We start from the raw sequence: 18,652 nt of genomic DNA, 5'->3' as shown, positions 1-18,652 counted from the left end.
CCTATGCCGGCCCTACCTTTTCACAGTCGATTGTGAGTACATTATGAACCTGCGCCCCCTGCTTTTTATCCCGCCTGTTGTGTTGGGTCTTCTGGGCTTCAACTGGATGACCACACGCCCCGAGCCTGAGGTTGCACCTTTGCCGGAAACGGCGGTTGTGGTTCGTGTGCAAAATGTTGCTCCGCGCAAAATTACCAGCACAGCCGTTGGATATGGCCGCGTCGAAGCTGCCAAAAGCTGGTCGGCGATTTCCGAAGTGGAAGGGCGCGTGGTGGTTGAACCGGCGGGCCTTGATGTCGGCAGCATTGTCGAAGAGGGGCAAAGCCTCTTTGCGGTGGATCGCACCGATTACGAATTGTCACGCCGCAAATCGGAGGCAAACATCGAAAGCGCGACGGCGCAACTGGCCGAGCTGGACCGGCAGGAAATCAATTCCAAAGCTTTGTTGGAATATGACACTCGTATTCTGGAAGTGGCCCAAGCCGAATACGACCGCGTGCAATCCCTGTTGGACCGCGGAACTGGAACGCGGGCTGCGGTGGACACGGCGCAAAAAACGCTGTTGGCGCAGGAAACCTCGGTTGCGTCCTTGAACAACACGATTGCGCTTTATCCGGCGCAGCGAGCATCGGCGGCGGCGACTCTGGCCGTGCGTCGGGCTGAATTCCAAGAAGTCGAACGCCTGCTCGAAAAAACCCAGGTGTCCGCGCCGTTTCGGGGGCGGGTTGCATCGATCAGCGCTGAATTGGGGCAGTTTGTCCGCACCGGCGACAGCTTGATCACCCTCGAAGGAACAGATGCCGCCGAAGTTGTGGCGGAAATCCAGCCCGCCGCTTTTGCCAGCTTGGTTTTCGACGGCTTTGATGTGGCGTTTTTGTCGGGGCAGGCAATCGAGACCAGCCAGTTCACCGACATTACGAAGCAATTCGGGGTGACGGCGAAGGTGCAGTTGAACGGGGCGGATTATTCTGCGTCTTGGCCGGCCGAGATTGTGCGCTTGCGCGGGACGATGGACAGTGAAACCGGCGCTATGGGCATTGTTGTGCGTGTCGCAGACCCGCTCAAGATCGCAATGGATCAACAACGCCCGCCGCTGCATGTCGGAACCTTTGTCAGTGTGGTTTTATCCGCCGAGCCGCGACACGAAGTCATCGCTATTCCGCGCCATGCCGTTCATCTGTCAGACAGTGGACAAACCTTTGTATATCTGGCGGATGCGCAAGATCGTCTGGTGATGAAAGATGTCAAAACCGGACAGGTGGTGGATGGGGATGTTTTGGTGACCGAAGGCCTGACCGGAGATGAAAGACTGGTGCTGGGCACACCGCGCCCGCCGGTTCCGGGGTTAAAGCTGACGCCGGTAGATGTCTCTGCCCCGCAGCAAGGCAACTGACATGATCAATTATTTTGTCCGCCACCCTGTGGCTGCCAATCTGCTGATGGTGATCATCTGCATTCTTGGCGTTTTTGTCATCAACAAGATTGAACGCGAAACCTTTCCTGAATTTGCGGCCTCGACCGTCGGGGTTACGGTGGCCTATCCGGGGGCCTCGGCCCGCGATGTGGACGAAGACATTTGCGTTCCACTTGAAAACGCCCTGACCGGCATCACCGGCCTGACCGAACAGACCTGCCTGTCGATGGATGGCCGCGCCTCCGTCACAGCCGAGCTGGAAGAAGGCGGAGACATCATCCAGTTTTTCAATGATGTCTTTTCGGGCGTTTCGGGTGTCAACGATCTACCCGCCGACGAGGAAACACCGCTTGTGGAAATCAAAGCGCGCACCGATATGGTGGCGCTGGTTGCCGTGTCGGGAATAACCGGCAAACAAGGCTTGGGCGAATACAGCGACCAACTGGCGGACCGTTTGCTGGCTTTGGACGGGGTCGCGGAAACAGCCGTGTCCGGCATCACCGACCGCGAATTGCAGGTGGTGTTCGATCAGGCCGCCTTGCACCGCTTTGGTCTGTCCTCCTCTTCCATCATCGACGCCATTCAATCGCGCAGCCTTGCCCAGCCTTTGGGCACCGCCGATCTGGCTGACAAAAGCGTCGTGCTGCGTTACGCCGACACCCGCCGCACCGTGTCCGAACTGCAAGATCTGATTGTTCTGGAAAATGCCGATGGCGGTTTTGTCCGGCTTCGCGATCTCGCAGCCGTGCAAATCCGGGATACCGACGAAAATGTCGAAGCCTTCATCAACGGTGCCCAAGCCGCGATTATTTCTGTGTCCAAGTCCAAGACCGCCGATAGCATTCGGGTCTTTGAACAGGTCAGTGCAGTATTGGAGGCTGAACGTGCCGCCTATCCTGCACCCTTCAGTCTGGATGTGACCAGCAACATGACCGAAGTCGTTCAAGAACGGCTTCAGCTGATTTTGGGAAACATCGCCATCGGTCTGGTGCTGGTGTTTGGCACCATGTGGCTGTTCTTTTCTTTACGTGACGCGCTTTGGATTTCTGCCGCTTTGCCGGTGTCTTTTCTGGGTACTTTATTCATGATGAGCGTGCTGGGCATCACCGTGAATATTATCACCTTGGTGGCGCTTTTGATGGCGGTTGGCTTGATCATGGACGACAGTATTGTCATCGCCGAGAACATCGACAAGTGGCGCCATAGGGTCGGCCCGGTCGAAGCCGCTGCCCGAGGTACTGCCGAAGTCATGCCAGGTGTTGTTTCATCCTTTCTAACCACCGCAAGCGTCTTTGGTCCGTTGATGTTTTTGACCGGCCAAATGGGGCAGGTGCTGAAATACATCCCGTTTGTGTTGCTGATCACCCTCTCGCTGTCGTTGATCGAAGGCTTTTTGATCTTGCCGCATCACCTGAGCCACGCGGGCAAAGGAACGCCAAAGGACGGCGAAGAGCGGCTGGCCGCACGTCTGCTGGACCGCTTCAAAGAAGGGGTGGTTTTGCCAATTGCCACCCGTTTGGTTGCCGTGCGGTATTTGACGGTCGGGTCCGTGATTGCTGTGCTGATCTTGTCGATTGGGCTGATGGCGTCCGGCACGGTCAAACTGATCGGCTTTCCGGCCACCGAAGGCGATACGATCACCGCGCGGTTTTCCCTGACCTCTGGCATTGCGCGCGAACGCACAGTTGCGACGGTGGATCAACTCTTGGCTGGCCTGTATACGGTTGACGCGGACCTGAGCCCGAAGACAGTCGATCAAGCCCCCTTGGTGGAACGGGCTTTGGTGCAATATGCGGTGAACAGCGATGTCTATGACAACGGATCAAACACCGCGACAATCACTGTGGATTTGCTGGAAAGCTCAAAGCGCAATGTCAGCGCGACGGCGGTTCTCAAGGCTTGGCGCGATGCCGCTGGCCCTATTCCCGACTTGATCCAATCGTCGTTTACCCAATCAGAAATGGGGCCGGGCGGCTTTGATCTGGATGTGGAATTGACCAGCTACGATTTGGAGGAGCTGGAGGCTGCCTCAAACGCAATGCTGGCGGCTTTGGTCGCACGGCCGGACGTGGTTGAGGCGTCACAAGATTTCTACGGAGGCCGACAAGAAGTTCAGCTGGCGCTCAATGAATACGGCTATTCGGTTGGGCTGTCCCCGCAGGGGCTTGCCAGCCAGATCCGCAGTGCCTTTGAAGGGGCCGAGACAGACAGTTTCCGCTCGGCCCAGTCCAATACCGCGGTGCGGGTCAAACTGGATGACGCTGTCGCCAACCTGACCCAGCTGGAACAGTTTCCGGTGACTGTCGGGGCTGGCAAACAGGTGGCGCTGGCCTTGGTTGCGGATATTTCTGTGGCGACGGGTTATCCGACTATCACCCGCAAAAACGGCCGTGCATTGGCACGTATTCGCGGGCAAATCGACACTGCAACCATTACATCCGCGCAAATTTCAGCAGTTGTTTCCGACGAAATCGCCCCGACCCTTGCAACGCAGTTTCCCGGCGTCGCCGTCGCAATCAGCGGTGCCACACAAGAGCAAAATGAATCCCAATCTTCGATGGGGTCGCTTTTGATGTTGGGGCTGGTCGGGGTCTATATGGTTCTGGCGTTCCAGTTTCGGTCCTACACCCTTCCGGTTGTTGTGATGCTGTCGATCCCCTTTGCCTTGATCGGCACGATTATGGGGCATTGGGCTTTGGGTATTGATATGTCCATGCCCAGCCTGATCGGCTTTGCCTCGCTTGCGGGGATTGTGGTGAACAATGCGATTTTGTTCCTGACGTTCTTTCAAAGCCATCTGGTGGGCAATGATTATATCGCGGCCTCTTTGAATGCTGTGCGGGCGCGGTTCAGGCCGATCATGCTGTCGACATCGACGACCGTGGCAGGTCTTGTGCCGTTGATTTTGGACACAAGCCCGCAGGTTCAAACCATGGTGCCCATGGTTGTGTCGGTGGCCTTTGGATTGCTGGCCTCGATGCTGTTGGTGCTTTTGGTCTTCCCGTCGATGATGTCGATCTATTTCGACGTGTTCAGTGTCCGGAAATGGGTGGGTCAGTTTGCAAAAGACTAGGGTTAGAGCCGGCCCACCTTGAACCCCCGCGACAAGTGGTTTCGCATTGCAAACAAGAGCACCGCACCGGGCAGCGTGGACGTTGCGGTGACTGCCATGACCAAGCCGATGTCGGTTTGAAACCCGAACAGCGCATTGATCGCCATGCTGATCGGCTTGCCGTTGGTTGTTGTCAATATTCGGGCAAACACGACCTCAACCCAAGAAAACATGAAGCAGAAAAAGGCTGTCACGGCGATGCCCGGAGCGATTTGGGGCAGCAGGATTTTCCAGATGAAATGCAATCTGGAATGCCCGTCCAAAAAGGCGGTTTCGTCCATTTCCTTGGGGATGGCCGAAATGAACCCCTGCAAAATCCAGATCGCGATAGGCAGATTGAACAGGCAATGTGCCAAGGCGATCCCGAAAACCGAATTCACTATGCCAAGGGCCGAAAACAGCTGGAAAACGGGTAAGGTCAGAACGACCGGCGGCGTGATCCTGAATGCGATGAAGGCAAAGAACAGGTGTTTGTCCCCCAAAAACGACAGGCGCGAAAAGGCATAGGCGGCGGGAATGGCGACGGGAACCGTGATGCAAATATTGATCAGCACATAGGCCACTGAATTTAAAAACGCGGACCGCAGGCTCGGGTCCGTCCAGATTCCGGCGTAATTGTTCAGGGTCGGGCGGCCGACCGCGACTCCCGGATGTGGCAGGGTCGCGACAAAGCTGATGAGTGTCATTTGAACCAGCGGCAGACAGGCAAAGAGGAGGAAAGCCCACAAGGCCAAGGTCTTGATGACAAGCAGGTATTTTGCGGATCTTGTCATGTGGCTTCTGTGCCATCCAGCTTGCCCTGCGCTTTGCTGAACATCCACGCGACGGTCAGGACAATCAGGAAATATATCACGGATCGCGCAGCAGATGGGCCATAGTTAAAGGCCTTGATGTCTTCGCCAAGATCAACGGCCAGAAACATCGTTGCTCCATTTGGGCCGCCCGCATTGATCGGAAAGGCTTCGGTGTAAATCATAAAGGAATCCATAAAACGCAGCAGCACCGCCATGAGCAAAACATGGTGCAGCTTTGGCAATTGGATATGTCGAAACACCTGCCATGGTCCGGCCCCGTCAATCGCAGCGGCCTGATAATAGGACTGCGGAATGGTTGCCAAAGCGCTGTAGCACAAAATGACAACAAGGCTGGTCCAATGCCAGACATCCATCACAACAATGACCGCCCAAGTGTGTTGTGCAGACAGTTTCCAATTATCCGGCCAGCCTAAATAGGGCAAGATCCGGCCCAAAAGCCCGGTTTCCGGATTCAGCAGGCTTAGCCAGAGCGACGGGATCATATTCCACGGCACCAGCAAGGGCAGCGCCAAGACAGCCAATGTGATGCCAACCCAGATTTTGCGCTTGGGAATACACAGTGCAATCGCGATCCCCAGCGGAATCTGGACGCAAAGGATCATAGTGGAAAACAGCAACGAGCGGCCAAAACTGGCCCAGAACCGCCCCGATCCGATGATTTCAGCATACCATTCGGTGCCCACCCAAAATCGGGCGTCAAGAATGAAGATTTCGAAAAACGAATAGTTCACGACGGTCAACAGGGGAACAAGCCCGATCAGGCTCAAAATCAATACGGACGGCAGAACAAACAGCCAGCCGGTCTGGGTGCGATCTTTCATTCGGCTGACCGAAACGGGCAGGCGTTGGGCAAGGCTATGCAGCCCGGAATTAAATCCACCATGTCTGGCTCCTTGAAGGCTGTCTTTGCGGTCAACGACCAACAGTCTTGCACTGTTAATGCGGCAATCATCAATCAACAGACCACCCCGATCGTCAAGTCCGAGGCTGATAGCAGTCAAGGAAAAATCCAAAAATCGCCAAAGTTCGAAAATGGAAATCGCGAAAAATCCGCGAAATAGCGCGAAATCGAAAATAAACGAACATTTATTGTTGCCAGATGCGCGAATGTGGTGTTGGTTAAGCCTCGTCGCAAGCTGGGAGGCCGCGATTCGAGCTGAATGCGGGGGGCTTCATTGGACAAGCGTGAAAATCACAATACCGTTGACCTGTTCGTCATCGGGGGCGGCATCAACGGATGCGGCATTGCCCGTGACGCGGTTGGCCGGGGGCTGTCCGTCGAGTTGGCAGAAATGAACGATTTGGCGTCGGCGACGTCATCTGCCTCGACCAAATTGTTTCACGGTGGTTTGCGATATCTGGAATACTGGGAAGTCCGCCTTGTCCGCGAAGCCTTGGTTGAGCGGGAAACCCTGCTGCGGGCGATGCCGCATATTTCCTGGCCGATGCGATTTGTCCTGCCCTACCACAAAGACATGCGTTTCGAGAGCGACACGCCAACCTCCAAACTGCTTAACGTTGTGATGCCTTGGATGAAGGGGCGCAGGCCTGCATGGCTTATCCGCCTTGGCCTGTTCATGTATGACAATTTGGGTGGGCGCAAAATCCTTAAGGGAACAACATCGGTTGATTTGACCGGAAGGCCAGAGGGTGTGCCGCTGCAAGATCGCTTTGAAAAGGCGTATGAATATTCCGATTGCTGGGTCGAAGACAGCCGGTTGGTTGTGTTGAATGCCCGCGATGCCGAAGCCCGCGGGGCGCGGATCAATACCCGAACCAAAGTGGTTTCCGCGCAGCAAATCAACGGCCTTTGGGAGATCATCCTTGAAACCCGTGATGGCGAACGCCGCAGCGTTTCCGCGCGGATGATCGTCAATGCTGGCGGCCCTTGGGTTGAAGACATCATTCGCAACGCAATGCGGATCAATTCCACTGAAGGTGTGCGGTTGGTGCGCGGCAGTCACATCGTGACGCGCAAGTTGTATGACCACGACAAATGTTACTTTTTTCAGGGCGAAGATGGCCGGATCATTTTCACCATCCCCTATGAAACAGATTTCACCTTGATCGGCACCACAGATGCGGATCACACAGACGTCTCTGCAAAACCCGTCTGCACACCGGAAGAACAAGACTATCTGCTCGGGTTTGTGTCCAAGTACCTCAAGCAGGACGTCACAAAAGACGATGTCGTCTGGACGTATTCAGGCGTGCGCCCGCTGTACAGCGATGGCGCGTCCTCTGCGACCGCTGCAACACGCGACTACGTTTTGAACGTGGACCAATCGGCAGGTGCCCCGGTTCTGAACGTGTTTGGCGGCAAAATCACAACCTACCGCAAGCTGGCCGAAAGCGCTCTTGAGAAAATCACACCGGTTCTGACCGGAGTTGGCAAGCCGTGGACGGCAGGTGTCGCGCTTCCGGGCGGGGATTTTCCGGTGGATGGGGTCGCGGCGCTGAAACAGCGTTTGATCGCGCAATACCCGTTTTTGACAGCCCGCTGGAGCGATCGCTTGATCAAGGCTTACGGCACGGATGCGTTTGATCTTATGGGTGATGCGATGACCGAGGCCGACTTGGGCCAAAAATTCGGATCCAATCTGACGCAGCGCGAAGTTGTTTGGCTGATGAATCACGAATTCGCCTGCACAGCCGAAGATATTGTCTGGCGCCGCTCAAAACTGGGTCTGCGTATGACACCGCAAGAAATCGATGTTTTGCAAGAATGGATGGCCGCAAATGCCGTTCAGACCTTGCAACAACAGGCAGTGTAAAAGCTGCAAGGGGGAGAGAGAAATGTCACTTGTTCTTGAGGGGGTGTCGACGGTCGTAAACGGCCAAACGCACATCTACCCAACAGATCTGGAACTGTCGTCTGGAACTATGAATGTTCTGCTTGGGCCAACTTCGTCGGGCAAAACGTCCTTGATGCGGATCATGGCAGGTTTGGACGTTCCGAACACCGGCAAAGTCCTGTGGGGCGGCAAGGATGTGACGGGGATGCGTGTTCAAGATCGCGGCGTGGCCATGGTCTATCAGCAGTTCATCAACTACCCGTCGATGACAGTCTATGACAACATCGCCAGCCCGATGCGGCTGCTGGGGCAATCCGCTGAACAGATTGACACGGCTGTAAAAAAAGCCGCTGACCTGATGAAACTTTCTCCATTTTTGGATCGCAAACCGCTTGAGCTTTCGGGCGGTCAGCAACAGCGCTGTGCCTTGGCGCGGGCGTTGGTGAAAGATGCCGGTCTGGTCCTGCTGGATGAACCACTGGCCAACCTTGATTACAAGCTGCGCGAAGAATTGCGGGCCGAGATCCCCAAGATTTTCGAAGAGGCGGGGTCGATCTTTGTCTACGCCACTACAGAACCCGAAGAGGCGCTTTTGCTGGGCGGCAATACGGCTGCCATGTGGGAAGGTAAAATCACCCAGTTTGGCAAGACACCAACGGTGTACCGCCAGCCGGTGAATGCCACCACGGCGCGGGTATTTTCCGATCCGCCGATGAACTTTTTGACGGTGCAAAAAACGGGTGACCGTTTGATGTTTGGCGACGGTCAGTCGGTCGTGGCATCGGGCGCGTTTTCCGGGCTTAAGGACGGCAGCTATCTGGCGGGGTTCCGCCCCAACCATCTTGAGCTGGAAAAACACAGCGCCGATGCGATGATCTTTACCGGTAATTTGAACGTGACCGAGATCACCGGATCCGAGACGTTTGTCCATTTGGACCACCACGGTGAAAACTGGGTTGGTCTGGTGCACGGGGTAAAAGATCTGGAAATCGGCGCAGCGCTGGATGTCTATCTGGATCCGTCGCACGTCTATATTTTTGAACTCGATGGCACATCAGTTGCACCTGCATCTTATGCAGTCGCGGCCTGAGGGAGACGACAATGGCTAAAATCACCCTCGAAAATCTGGCGCATTCCTATTTGCCGAAACCCAAAAGCGAAGATGACTTTGCTTTGAAAGAGTTGAACCACGATTGGGTCGACGGCGAAGCCTATGCGCTACTTGGGGCCTCGGGCTGCGGAAAATCAACGCTGCTCAACATCATTTCCGGGCTTTTGCATCCCTCGCAGGGGCGCATTCTGTTCAACGGGCGCGATGTCACAAATGCCCCGACAACCGAACGCAATATCGCGCAGGTTTTCCAGTTTCCGGTTGTCTATGACACCATGACTGTGCGCGATAATCTGGCCTTTCCGCTGCGCAATCGCGGCGCGGACCCGACCTATATCAAAGAGCGCGTGCAACAAATCGCGGCGATGATCGGGATGGAAGATACGCTAAACCGCAAGGCCCGTGGCTTGACGGCGGATGCAAAACAGAAAATCTCGCTTGGTCGCGGGATGGTGCGCGAAGATGTAAACGCGTTGCTGTTCGATGAGCCGCTGACGGTGATCGACCCGCATATGAAATGGGAATTGCGCACACAGCTGAAATCCCTGCACCACGAATTTGGTCACACGATGATCTATGTGACCCATGACCAAACCGAGGCGCTGACCTTCGCGGACAAAGTCGTCGTCATGTATGACGGCCGTGTTGTTCAGATGGGCACGCCGCAAGAATTGTTCGAACAGCCGGAACACACGTTTGTCGGCTACTTTATCGGCTCGCCGGGCATGAATGTGCTGGAGGCGCAGGTCGACGGGGACAAGGCAGTTCTTGGCGGCACACAGATTTCGCTGGGCAAAGGATTTGGCCCGCTGACCGGCAAGGTAGAATTGGGGGTCCGCCCCGAATTCACGTCGCTTAGCAGCGGCGATGTCGGACTACCGGTCCGGATCAAACGCGTCGAAGACGTGGGACGCCACAAAATTGTGCGGGCAGATTTCAACGGCACCGATGTCAACGTGCTTGCCCCGGAAGGGACCGAAATTTCGCCTGACCTGAACCGGATTGTCTTCGATCCTGCTGGCGTCAACGTCTATTCCGATAGCTGGCGCGTCGCGCCAAAGGTGGCTTGAAATGAATAAAACCGTCAATCAAAAGGCATGGTTTCTAATCTTGCCGGTGCTTTTTCTGGTCGCCTTTTCGGCTGTTATCCCCTTGATGACAGTTGTGAATTATTCGGTCCAAGACACCTTCGGGAACAACAAGTTCTTCTGGGCAGGTCTGGAATGGTTCAAGGAAATGCTTGAATCAGAACGCATGTGGAATGCTCTGGGTCGGCAGATCACCTTCTCGGCCATCATTTTGGCCATTGAAATTCCGCTGGGCATTTTCGTCGCCTTGAACATGCCCAAAAAGGGATTTTGGGCTTCGGTGTGTCTGGTGTTGATGTCGCTGCCGCTGTTGATTCCTTGGAATGTGGTTGGAACCATTTGGCAGATCTTTGGACGCGTCGACATTGGCCTTTTGGGCTACACTCTGGCCGCCTTGGGGATCGATTATAACTACACTCAGGATTTCTATGCAGCATGGATCACCGTCATTGTGATGGACGTCTGGCACTGGACATCGCTTGTCGCGCTCTTGGCCTATGCCGGTTTGCAGTCCATTCCTGACGCCTACTATCAAGCCGCCAAAATCGATCAGGCCAGCCGCTGGAAAGTCTTCCGCTTTATCGAACTGCCCAAGATCATGGGCGTGTTGATGATCGCGATCTTGCTGCGCTTTATGGACAGTTTCATGATCTACACCGAACCCTTTGTGGTGACGGGTGGCGGTCCGGGCAATTCGACGACGTTCTTGTCGATTGATCTGGTCAAGATGGCGCTAGGACAGTTCGACCTTGGCCCCGCTGCTGCCTTCTCGATCATGTACTATCTTGTGATTTTGCTGGTGTCATACGTGTTCTACACCGTGATGACCAACCTCGACAAAAGGGAGGGCAACTGATGTCTGAACTGACCCAATCGACCACCCGCGGCCTGCCAAAAGTAAACGGTAGCGCTGTTGTAATGGGCCTGTACCTGCTGTTCTTGCTGCTGCCGATTTACTGGCTGGTGATGATGAGTTTGAAAACAAACTCGGAGATCCTCAACAGCTTTACCCTGTGGCCGCGTGATCTGACCTTTGACAACTACCTGACGATCCTGACGGACGCGTCATGGTACACAGGCTATTTGAACTCGATGGCTTATGTGGTCATGAATATGGTCATCTCTTTGTTGGTTGCGCTGCCCGCCGCCTATGCCTTTAGCCGCTATTCGTTTATGGGCGACAAGCATCTGTTCTTTTGGCTGCTGACCAACCGGATGGCCCCGCCTGCGGTGTTCGCGCTGCCGTTCTTTCAGCTCTATAGCTCGGTCGGTTTGTTCGACACGCATATTGCGGTGGCTTTGGCGCATTGCCTGTTCAACGTCCCTTTGGCGGTCTGGATCCTAGAAGGGTTCATGCGCGGCGTGCCCAAGGAAATTGACGAAACGGCTTATATCGACGGCTATTCCTTCCCGCGCTTCTTCATCGGTATTTTCACGCCGCTGGTGGCTTCGGGTATTGGTGTAACCGCGTTCTTTTTGTTCATGTTCTCATGGGTCGAACTGCTGCTCAGCCGGACATTGACCAGCGTCAACGCTAAACCGATTGCGGCCACAATGACCCGCACGGTCGGCGCGGCTGGCATCGACTGGGGGGTTTTGGCCGCGGCCGGGGTTCTGACAATCGTACCGGGCGCTTTGGTTATCTATTTCGTCCGCAACTACATCGCCAAGGGTTTCGCCCTGGGCCGCGTTTAAGAGAGGATTTGAAACATGGAATGGATGGCATGGACCTGGCCGACCGCCGCGTTTTTCGGAATTATCGCGGCTACGCTGATCGTCTTTACGGTGCTTGCAATCAAGTACCCCGAGGCACCGCGCGGCGGCATTTTGGGGATCGAAACCACGCGCGGTGATCGTTTGTTCATCACGCTGCTTGGCTCGGCCTTTATCAATCTGGCTTGGCTAGGCCTTCTCAGCGCTCCGCAATGGGGTGCGCTGGTGGTCTGCTTTTTCTACGCCCTGGCTGTTTTTCGCTGGGTTTAAACGACGGGGCAATGCGGCGCGCAAGAACCGAACTGCCCTTAATAATAGTTCACGTAATGGGAGGAACTCACATGAACTTGCACCTAAAAGGAACGACTGCGATCGGGCTTGCTGTATGCATGCTTGCCGCGCCTGCGTTCGCTGACATGGATGCCGCCAAGGCATTTCTGGACAGCGAAATCGGGGATCTGTCGACGCTGTCGCGCGCCGATCAGGAAGCCGAGCTTCAGTTTTTCGTCGATGCGGCCAAGCCTTACGAAGGTATGTCGATCAATGTTGTGTCTGAAACAATCGGCACACACACCTATGAATCCACTGTTCTGGCTCCGGCCTTTGAGGCCATCACCGGCATCAAAGTCACCCACGACCTGATCGGTGAAGGTGATGTTGTTGAAAAACTGCAAACACAAATGCAGTCGGGCGAAAACATCTATGACGCCTATATCAACGACTCTGATCTGATCGGCACCCACTGGCGCTATCAGCAAGCACGTAACCTGACGGATTGGATGTCGGGCGACGGCGCTGCGGTGACAAACCCGAACCTTGATCTCGAAGACTTCATCGGCCTGTCCTTTACCACGGGTCCAGATGGCAAAGTCTATCAGCTGCCAGACCAGCAGTTCGCGAACCTCTATTGGTTCCGTTATGATTGGTTCAACGACGAACAGAACAAGACAGACTTCAAAGCCAAATACGGCTATGATCTGGGTGTTCCGGTCAACTGGACTGCCTATGAGGATATCGCAGAATTCTTCACCGGCCGTGATCTGTCACGTCTGGGCGTAGAAGGCGAAGTCTTTGGCAACATGGACTACGGTAAAAAAGATCCATCATTGGGCTGGCGCTATACAGATGCGTGGCTGTCCATGGCTGGAGCCGGAGACGTTGGTGAGCCAAACGGCCTGCCAGTTGACGAATGGGGTATCCGCGTTAACGAAAAGTCGCAGCCGGTTGGTTCTTGTGTCGCCCGTGGCGGCGCTACAAACGGCCCGGCGGCAGTTTACGCTGTCACCAAGGCGATCGAATGGCTGGAAAAATACTCCCCGCCTGCCGCGGCTGGTATGACATTCTCTGAAGCAGGCCCAATTCCTGCCCAAGGCAATGTTGCACAGCAGATGTTCTGGTACACTGCGTTCACCGCAGCATCCGTAGAGCCTGATCTGCCCGTGATGAACGAAGATGGCACGCCAAAATGGCGCATGGCACCTTCGCCGCACGGCGCATATTGGACCGAAGGCACCAAGATCGGTTACCAAGACGCCGGTTCGTGGACGCTGATGGAATCCACTCCGGTGGACCGTGCACAGGCGGCGTGGCTCTATGCGCAGTTCGTGACATCCAAAACTGTCGACGTAAAGAAAAGCCATGTTGGTTTGACATTCATTCGTGAATCCACAATCCAGCACGACAGCTTTACCGATCGTGCGCCTAAACTGGGCGGTTTGATCGAATTCTACCGTTCGCCAGCACGGGTTCAGTGGTCGCCAACCGGCACCAACGTACCTGACTATCCAAAGCTGGCGCAGCTGTGGTGGCAGAATATCGGCGACGCAATGTCCGGTGCGAAAACACCTCAAGAAGCTCTCGATGCGCTTTGTGAAGATCAGGAAAAAGTGCTGATCCGTTTGGAGCGCGCTGGTGTTCAAGGCGACATTGGTCCGGTCATGAACGACGAGCAAGACCCAGAGTACTGGCTGTCTCAGCCCGGTTCGCCAAAAGCGAAACTGGACAACGAAGACGAAACTCCGGTCACCATCGCCTATGACGAATTGATCAAGTCCTGGCAGTAAGCCCGCGTTTCCAGGGCCGCTACGGCGGCTCTGGTATCGTAACTTGACATCACACCAAGATCAGCGGCCAGTGTCTTCATTGGCCGCTGATTGCATAAATAATATGTGTTTAATCTTGCTGCGCCCTCATCCACCTCATCGGGAGTATTCGAACAGATGTTTTCCTTTTTCAGCCCCGGTGCCATCCATTTCGGACGTGGCCAAAGCCAACAAGCTGCAAAACTGGCGGCAGATTTTGGAAACACCGTTCTGTTGGTGCATGGATCACAAGCCAGTCGGGCGCAGTGGCTTGTAGATGCTTGCATGTCCGAAGGTTTGACCGTTCAGACGATCGCCTGCCGAACGGAACCCAGCCTGCCTGACATTGAAGCCGCTTTGAAGGCCCTTGAGGGGCGCGCGCCGGATGTGGTTTTGGCCCTCGGCGGGGGATCCGTTATGGATTTCGCCAAGGCATTGTCCGCGTTGATCCCGTCTAGCGGCGCGCCGATCACCTATCTGGAGGGGGTTGGCGGTGGCCGCCCGCTGGACGCGGCCCCTTTGCCGATGATCGCTTTGCCAACCACGGCAGGCACCGGCGCGGAAGTCACCAAAAATGCGGTGATTTCAGTGCCCGAACATGGGGTCAAAGTTAGCCTGCGCGACCCAAGGATGGTGCCCAGGATCGCAATTGTTGACCCGTCTTTGATGCAAGGCGCGCCCAAGCAGGTGACCCTTGCCGCCGGTTTGGATGCGGTGACCCAAGTGATTGAGCCTTACCTGTCAAACAAGGCCAATCCGATGACGGATGCCCTGTGCATGGCGGCAATTCCGGTTGGGTTGCGCGTGCTAAAGGATCTTGTTGAAAACGACGCGCCTGATGCATGGGACAGTATGGCTTGGGTCAGTACCTGTGGCGGGTTGGCCCTTGCCAATTCCGGTTTGGGCGCGGTTCATGGATTTGCCGGAGTGATCGGTGGGATGACGCAGGCACCGCATGGTGAAATCTGCGGTGCCTTGTTGCCTGCCGTGCTGGAATCCCACCTGAAAAACGCCGGTGCGCAAGACGACACCGCTGCCCGCTTGAACTGGGTATTGGCGCATATCGATACATATTTTGGACAGGGCGAACAGGGCGGCGGTCTTGCCTGTCTGCGGGACTGGTCCAAGGTGATGGGGCTGCGCGGGCTTCACGCAATCGGGCTGGCCGAGGCGGATTTTCCAACGGCCGCCAAGGCCGCGTCAACGGCGTCTTCTATGAAGGCGAATCCGTTTTTGTTGTCCCAATCCGAACTGTTGGAGATCCTCGCGGCGGCAGCATAAATCGCCCCTGATTTTCGACAAACCCACCCCGCGTCAGGACCATGCCGCTGGCTTTTCCGCCTTGACCGCACCGCAACCTGCGCAGGGGGACGATGTTGACAACTCTGCGATGTGCCGCCTAACTGTTCAGTAAGTTTGGTGTATACGAGCAGGCGCATCGCGAGGGTGTATGACGCGAAATACCTTTTCAACCAAAGGGTTGACCAAAGTTTATGGCGAAGGACGGTCTGCTGTTCACGCGCTGCGCGGCGTCGATCTGGATATTCCCGAAGGCGAAATCGTCGTGCTGCTTGGGCCGTCGGGCAGCGGTAAATCTACTTTGTTGAATATTATCGGCGGCTTGGATCGTGCAACAGACGGCACGGCGCTTTTCCACGATCAAAACTTGAGTGAGATGAGTGACCGTGAATTGACCCGCTACCGGCGCGATCACGTGGGGTTCGTGTTTCAGTTCTATAATCTTATGCCCAGCCTGACCGCACGCGAAAACGTGGAACTGGTGACCGAAATCGCCCGTGATCCGATGGACTCTGATGAAGCCTTGGCAATGGTTGGGCTGCGTGAGCGGGTTGATCATTTTCCGGCGCAACTGTCGGGCGGTGAACAGCAGCGCGTTGCTATCGCGCGGGCCGTTGCTAAAAACCCGACTGTGCTGTTTTGCGATGAACCCACCGGGGCATTGGACAGCACGACGGGACGGTCGGTGTTGAACGTGCTGAAGGATGTGAACGAAAAGCTGGGGGCAACGGTGTTGATCGTCACCCATGCCGCCAGTCAGGCCGCGATGGCTGATCGGGTGATCCACTTTGCCGATGGCGGTATTCGCAAGGTTGTGTTGAACGAGAAAAAACTGACCCCCGAAGAGATAGAGTGGTGAGCCCGCTCGACCATAAACTGCTGCGCGACCTGTGGCGGATGAAGGGGCAGGCCATGGCCATTGGCATGGTGATCGCGGTTGGCGTCGGTATGCTGGTGATGATGACGGGGCTTGTGACATCCCTCAATGAAACCCGCGCGGCCTATTACGAGCGGTATCGTTTGGCCGATGTTTTTGCCCCTGTGACCCGCGCGCCTGATCGTCTGGCGGGGCGGTTGGCGGCAATCGATGGGGTGCGTTCGGTCGAAGCGCGCGTCATTGGCGGCGCACTTATTGATCTGGATGGCATTGATTTGCCAGTGCAGGCGCAGGCGGTATCCTTGCCGGATTTGCGAAATCCGCGTCTAAACGGGGTATTTTTGACGGATGGCCGGATGATTGACCGTGACCGCACCGATGAAATCTTGTTGTTGCAGTCTTTTGCCATGGCCCACGGGCTGCGCCCCGGTGACCGCATCCAAGCCACCATGAACGGTGCGCGGCGCGGTTTTCGGATTGTCGGTCTCGCCCAAAGTCCCGAGTTTTTGTACACAACAGCCCCCGGGGAATTGATCCCTGACGACGCTCGGTTCGGAGTGATTTGGATGAGCCGCTCGGCTTTGGCGGCGGCTTATGACATGGAGGGCGCGTTTAACGAGGCCTTGTTGTCTTTGACGCGCGGTGCCAACCCTGCTGCGGTCCAGGAGGCGGTGGACCGCATCCTGATCCCCTATGGCGGAACCGGTGCATATCCTTTGGCGGATCAGACTTCGAACCGGTTTGTCAGCGAAGAAATCAGCGGGCTTGAGGCCGCCGCCGCCGGAGTGCCGCCGGTATTTTTGGCTGTGGCGGCTTTTCTTCTTTATATCGTGATCAACCGGATGGTTCAGTCAGAGCGTGAAGAAATCGGGTTGATGAAGGCCTTTGGCTATACCAATACCGAAGTTGGCGGACACTACTTCAAACTGGTAATGGCCATAGCAATCGGCGGCGCGCTGGCCGGATGTTTGATGGGGATCGCAGGTGGCAGGGCGCTGATCCATATCTATATTGCCTACTTCAAATTCCCTTTTTTGGTGTTCCAACTTGATCCGGCATCCTTTGTCACCGGTGTCAGCGTCAGCATACTGTCTGCCTCGGTTGGCGGGATGTTGGTACTGCGCAGTGTCTTTGCGCTGACGCCCGCCACGGCTATGCGGGCCCCTGCACCGGCTGACTATAGCCGCACGGGAAAAATGGGGCGGGCTTTGAACGTCTGGTTGGACCAGCCGTCGCGTATGGTGGTGCGGCGCATCACGCGGCAACCGGGACGGATGGCGGGGGCTATGATCGGGATTGCCTGCGGCATGGCACTTTGCGTGTCGATGATCACGATCTATGCGGGGTTTGACCGCACCATTGACCTGACCTTTAACGTGATTGATCGCAGCGATGTCATGGTCAGTTTTAATCAAGATGTGTCCGAGACCGCGATCTTTAACCTGCGCCGCATGGAAGGTGTGACCTTGGTTGAGCCAGTGCGCCACGTGCCGGCGATTTTGCGCAACGGGCGCAACAGTCATCGCGGTGTGGTTACAGGCCTTGCGCCGGATGCGCGGTTGAACCGCGCGCTGGACAATGATCTGGCTGAAATCCCGCTACAAAAGACCGGAATTGCTTTGTCGACCGCACTGGCGGACATCTTGAAGATCCGGCCCGGAGATATGCTGACCGTTGATGTTCGAACAGGTCGCCAACCGGTATTGCAAATTCCGGTGACGGCGGTGGCGCAAAGCTTGCTGGGCGCACCGGCCTATATGGACTTGGCGGCGCTTAACCGTGTGTTGCGCGAACCCAACCGCGTGTCCGGCGCCTATTTGTCGATTGATCAGGTCCACGCCAGCGCGATCTATACCAAGCTGCAAGACATGCCGACCGTCGCGGGCGTTGGCCTGAAATCCCAAGCCGAGGTCGCCTTTCAAACGCTTATGAACACAGGCGCAGGGGCCATTCGCTATGTGATGGGGGCCATCGCCTTTGTGATCACTTTCGGGATCGTTTATAATGCAGCCCGCATAGCCTATGCAGAGCGGTCCCGTGATTTGGCCAGTCTGCGGGTGATAGGATTTACCAGAGCGGAAACCGCTTTTGTCCTGCTGGGGGAGCTGGCCATTGTGACATTGGTTGCTCTGCCGCTTGGTGGTGTGCTCGGCTACTATCTCTCATTCAGCATTGCCGCCGGATTTTCGAGCGAGCTGTATCAGATCCCGGCGATTTTTGATCCGGCAAGCTATGGGTTCGCGGCGATGGTGGTGATCGGGGCAGCTGTGGGTTCTGGCTGGTTGGTGAAACGCGATATCGACCGGGCTGAGCTGGTCTCGGCGCTAAAAACGAGGGAGTAGCCCAA

The 18,652-nt window shown here is 55.9% G+C and carries 14 protein-coding genes; 12 read left to right on the top strand and 2 right to left on the bottom strand.

Features of this window, described 5'->3' with window-relative positions:
- Window positions 1-43: 43 nt before the first annotated feature.
- Both C8N36_RS14095 and C8N36_RS14090 read left to right on the top strand, forming a co-directional pair.
- A complete protein-coding gene (locus tag C8N36_RS14095) occupies window positions 44-1,393 on the top strand; it encodes an efflux RND transporter periplasmic adaptor subunit (protein WP_097805328.1) in 1,350 nt (449 codons plus the stop codon).
- 1 nt (window position 1,394) lies between these two features.
- Window positions 1,395-4,487, top strand: coding sequence for an efflux RND transporter permease subunit (locus tag C8N36_RS14090; protein ID WP_170125878.1), 3,093 nt, complete (start codon window positions 1,395-1,397; stop codon window positions 4,485-4,487).
- A gap of 2 nt (window positions 4,488-4,489) precedes the next feature.
- Here C8N36_RS14090 and C8N36_RS14085 read toward each other — a convergent pair whose 3' ends face one another.
- Window positions 4,490-5,299, bottom strand: a complete 810-nt coding sequence (locus tag C8N36_RS14085) for a carbohydrate ABC transporter permease (RefSeq protein ID WP_097805330.1) — start codon at window positions 5,297-5,299, stop codon at window positions 4,490-4,492.
- Window positions 5,296-6,162, bottom strand: coding sequence for a carbohydrate ABC transporter permease (locus tag C8N36_RS14080; RefSeq protein ID WP_097805331.1), 867 nt, complete (start codon window positions 6,160-6,162; stop codon window positions 5,296-5,298). Before C8N36_RS14080 ends, C8N36_RS14085 begins: the two co-directional genes overlap by 4 nt.
- Window positions 6,163-6,501: 339 nt before the next feature.
- On the opposite strand from C8N36_RS14080, the gene glpD reads away from it, so the two are divergent.
- From glpD to C8N36_RS14025, 10 genes are all read left to right on the top strand, one after another.
- On the top strand, window positions 6,502-8,115 hold the full coding sequence (gene glpD / locus C8N36_RS14070; protein ID WP_097805333.1) for a glycerol-3-phosphate dehydrogenase: 1,614 nt from the start codon (window positions 6,502-6,504) through the stop codon (window positions 8,113-8,115).
- A gap of 22 nt (window positions 8,116-8,137) precedes the next feature.
- The gene (locus tag C8N36_RS14065) at window positions 8,138-9,226 is read left to right on the top strand and encodes an ABC transporter ATP-binding protein (protein ID WP_097805334.1); all 1,089 of its coding nucleotides are present in this window, start codon (window positions 8,138-8,140) and stop codon (window positions 9,224-9,226) included.
- Window positions 9,227-9,237: 11 nt separating this feature from the next.
- Window positions 9,238-10,317, top strand: a complete 1,080-nt coding sequence (locus tag C8N36_RS14060) for an ABC transporter ATP-binding protein (RefSeq protein ID WP_097805335.1) — start codon at window positions 9,238-9,240, stop codon at window positions 10,315-10,317.
- A gap of 1 nt (window position 10,318) precedes the next feature.
- Window positions 10,319-11,191 carry a carbohydrate ABC transporter permease gene (locus tag C8N36_RS14055; protein ID WP_097805336.1) on the top strand — a complete coding sequence of 291 codons (873 nt, stop codon included), beginning with the start codon at window positions 10,319-10,321 and terminating at the stop codon, window positions 11,189-11,191.
- Window positions 11,191-12,030: a carbohydrate ABC transporter permease gene (locus C8N36_RS14050; protein ID WP_097805337.1), complete on the top strand. Its 840-nt coding sequence runs from the start codon at window positions 11,191-11,193 to the stop codon at window positions 12,028-12,030. The genes C8N36_RS14055 and C8N36_RS14050 overlap by 1 nt, the downstream gene beginning before the upstream one ends.
- Before the next feature lie 15 nt (window positions 12,031-12,045).
- The gene (locus C8N36_RS14045; RefSeq protein WP_097805338.1) at window positions 12,046-12,318 is read left to right on the top strand and encodes a DUF2160 domain-containing protein; all 273 of its coding nucleotides are present in this window, start codon (window positions 12,046-12,048) and stop codon (window positions 12,316-12,318) included.
- A 71-nt stretch (window positions 12,319-12,389) separates the two neighbouring features.
- A complete protein-coding gene (locus C8N36_RS14040) occupies window positions 12,390-14,111 on the top strand; it encodes an ABC transporter substrate-binding protein (protein WP_097805339.1) in 1,722 nt (573 codons plus the stop codon).
- Window positions 14,112-14,267: 156 nt separating this feature from the next.
- Entirely contained in the window at window positions 14,268-15,410 is a 1,143-nt protein-coding gene (locus tag C8N36_RS14035; protein ID WP_097805340.1) for an iron-containing alcohol dehydrogenase, read from the top strand.
- A gap of 169 nt (window positions 15,411-15,579) precedes the next feature.
- Window positions 15,580-16,287 carry an ABC transporter ATP-binding protein gene (locus C8N36_RS14030; protein WP_097805341.1) on the top strand — a complete coding sequence of 236 codons (708 nt, stop codon included), beginning with the start codon at window positions 15,580-15,582 and terminating at the stop codon, window positions 16,285-16,287.
- The gene (locus C8N36_RS14025; RefSeq protein WP_245910826.1) at window positions 16,284-18,647 is read left to right on the top strand and encodes an ABC transporter permease; all 2,364 of its coding nucleotides are present in this window, start codon (window positions 16,284-16,286) and stop codon (window positions 18,645-18,647) included. The genes C8N36_RS14030 and C8N36_RS14025 overlap by 4 nt, the downstream gene beginning before the upstream one ends.
- Window positions 18,648-18,652 lie beyond the last annotated feature (5 nt).

It is taken from the genome of Pelagimonas varians (genome assembly GCF_003208435.1).
Taxonomy (GTDB): domain Bacteria; phylum Pseudomonadota; class Alphaproteobacteria; order Rhodobacterales; family Rhodobacteraceae; genus Pelagimonas; species Pelagimonas varians.
This window is presented reverse-complemented; position numbering and strand designations above follow the sequence as displayed.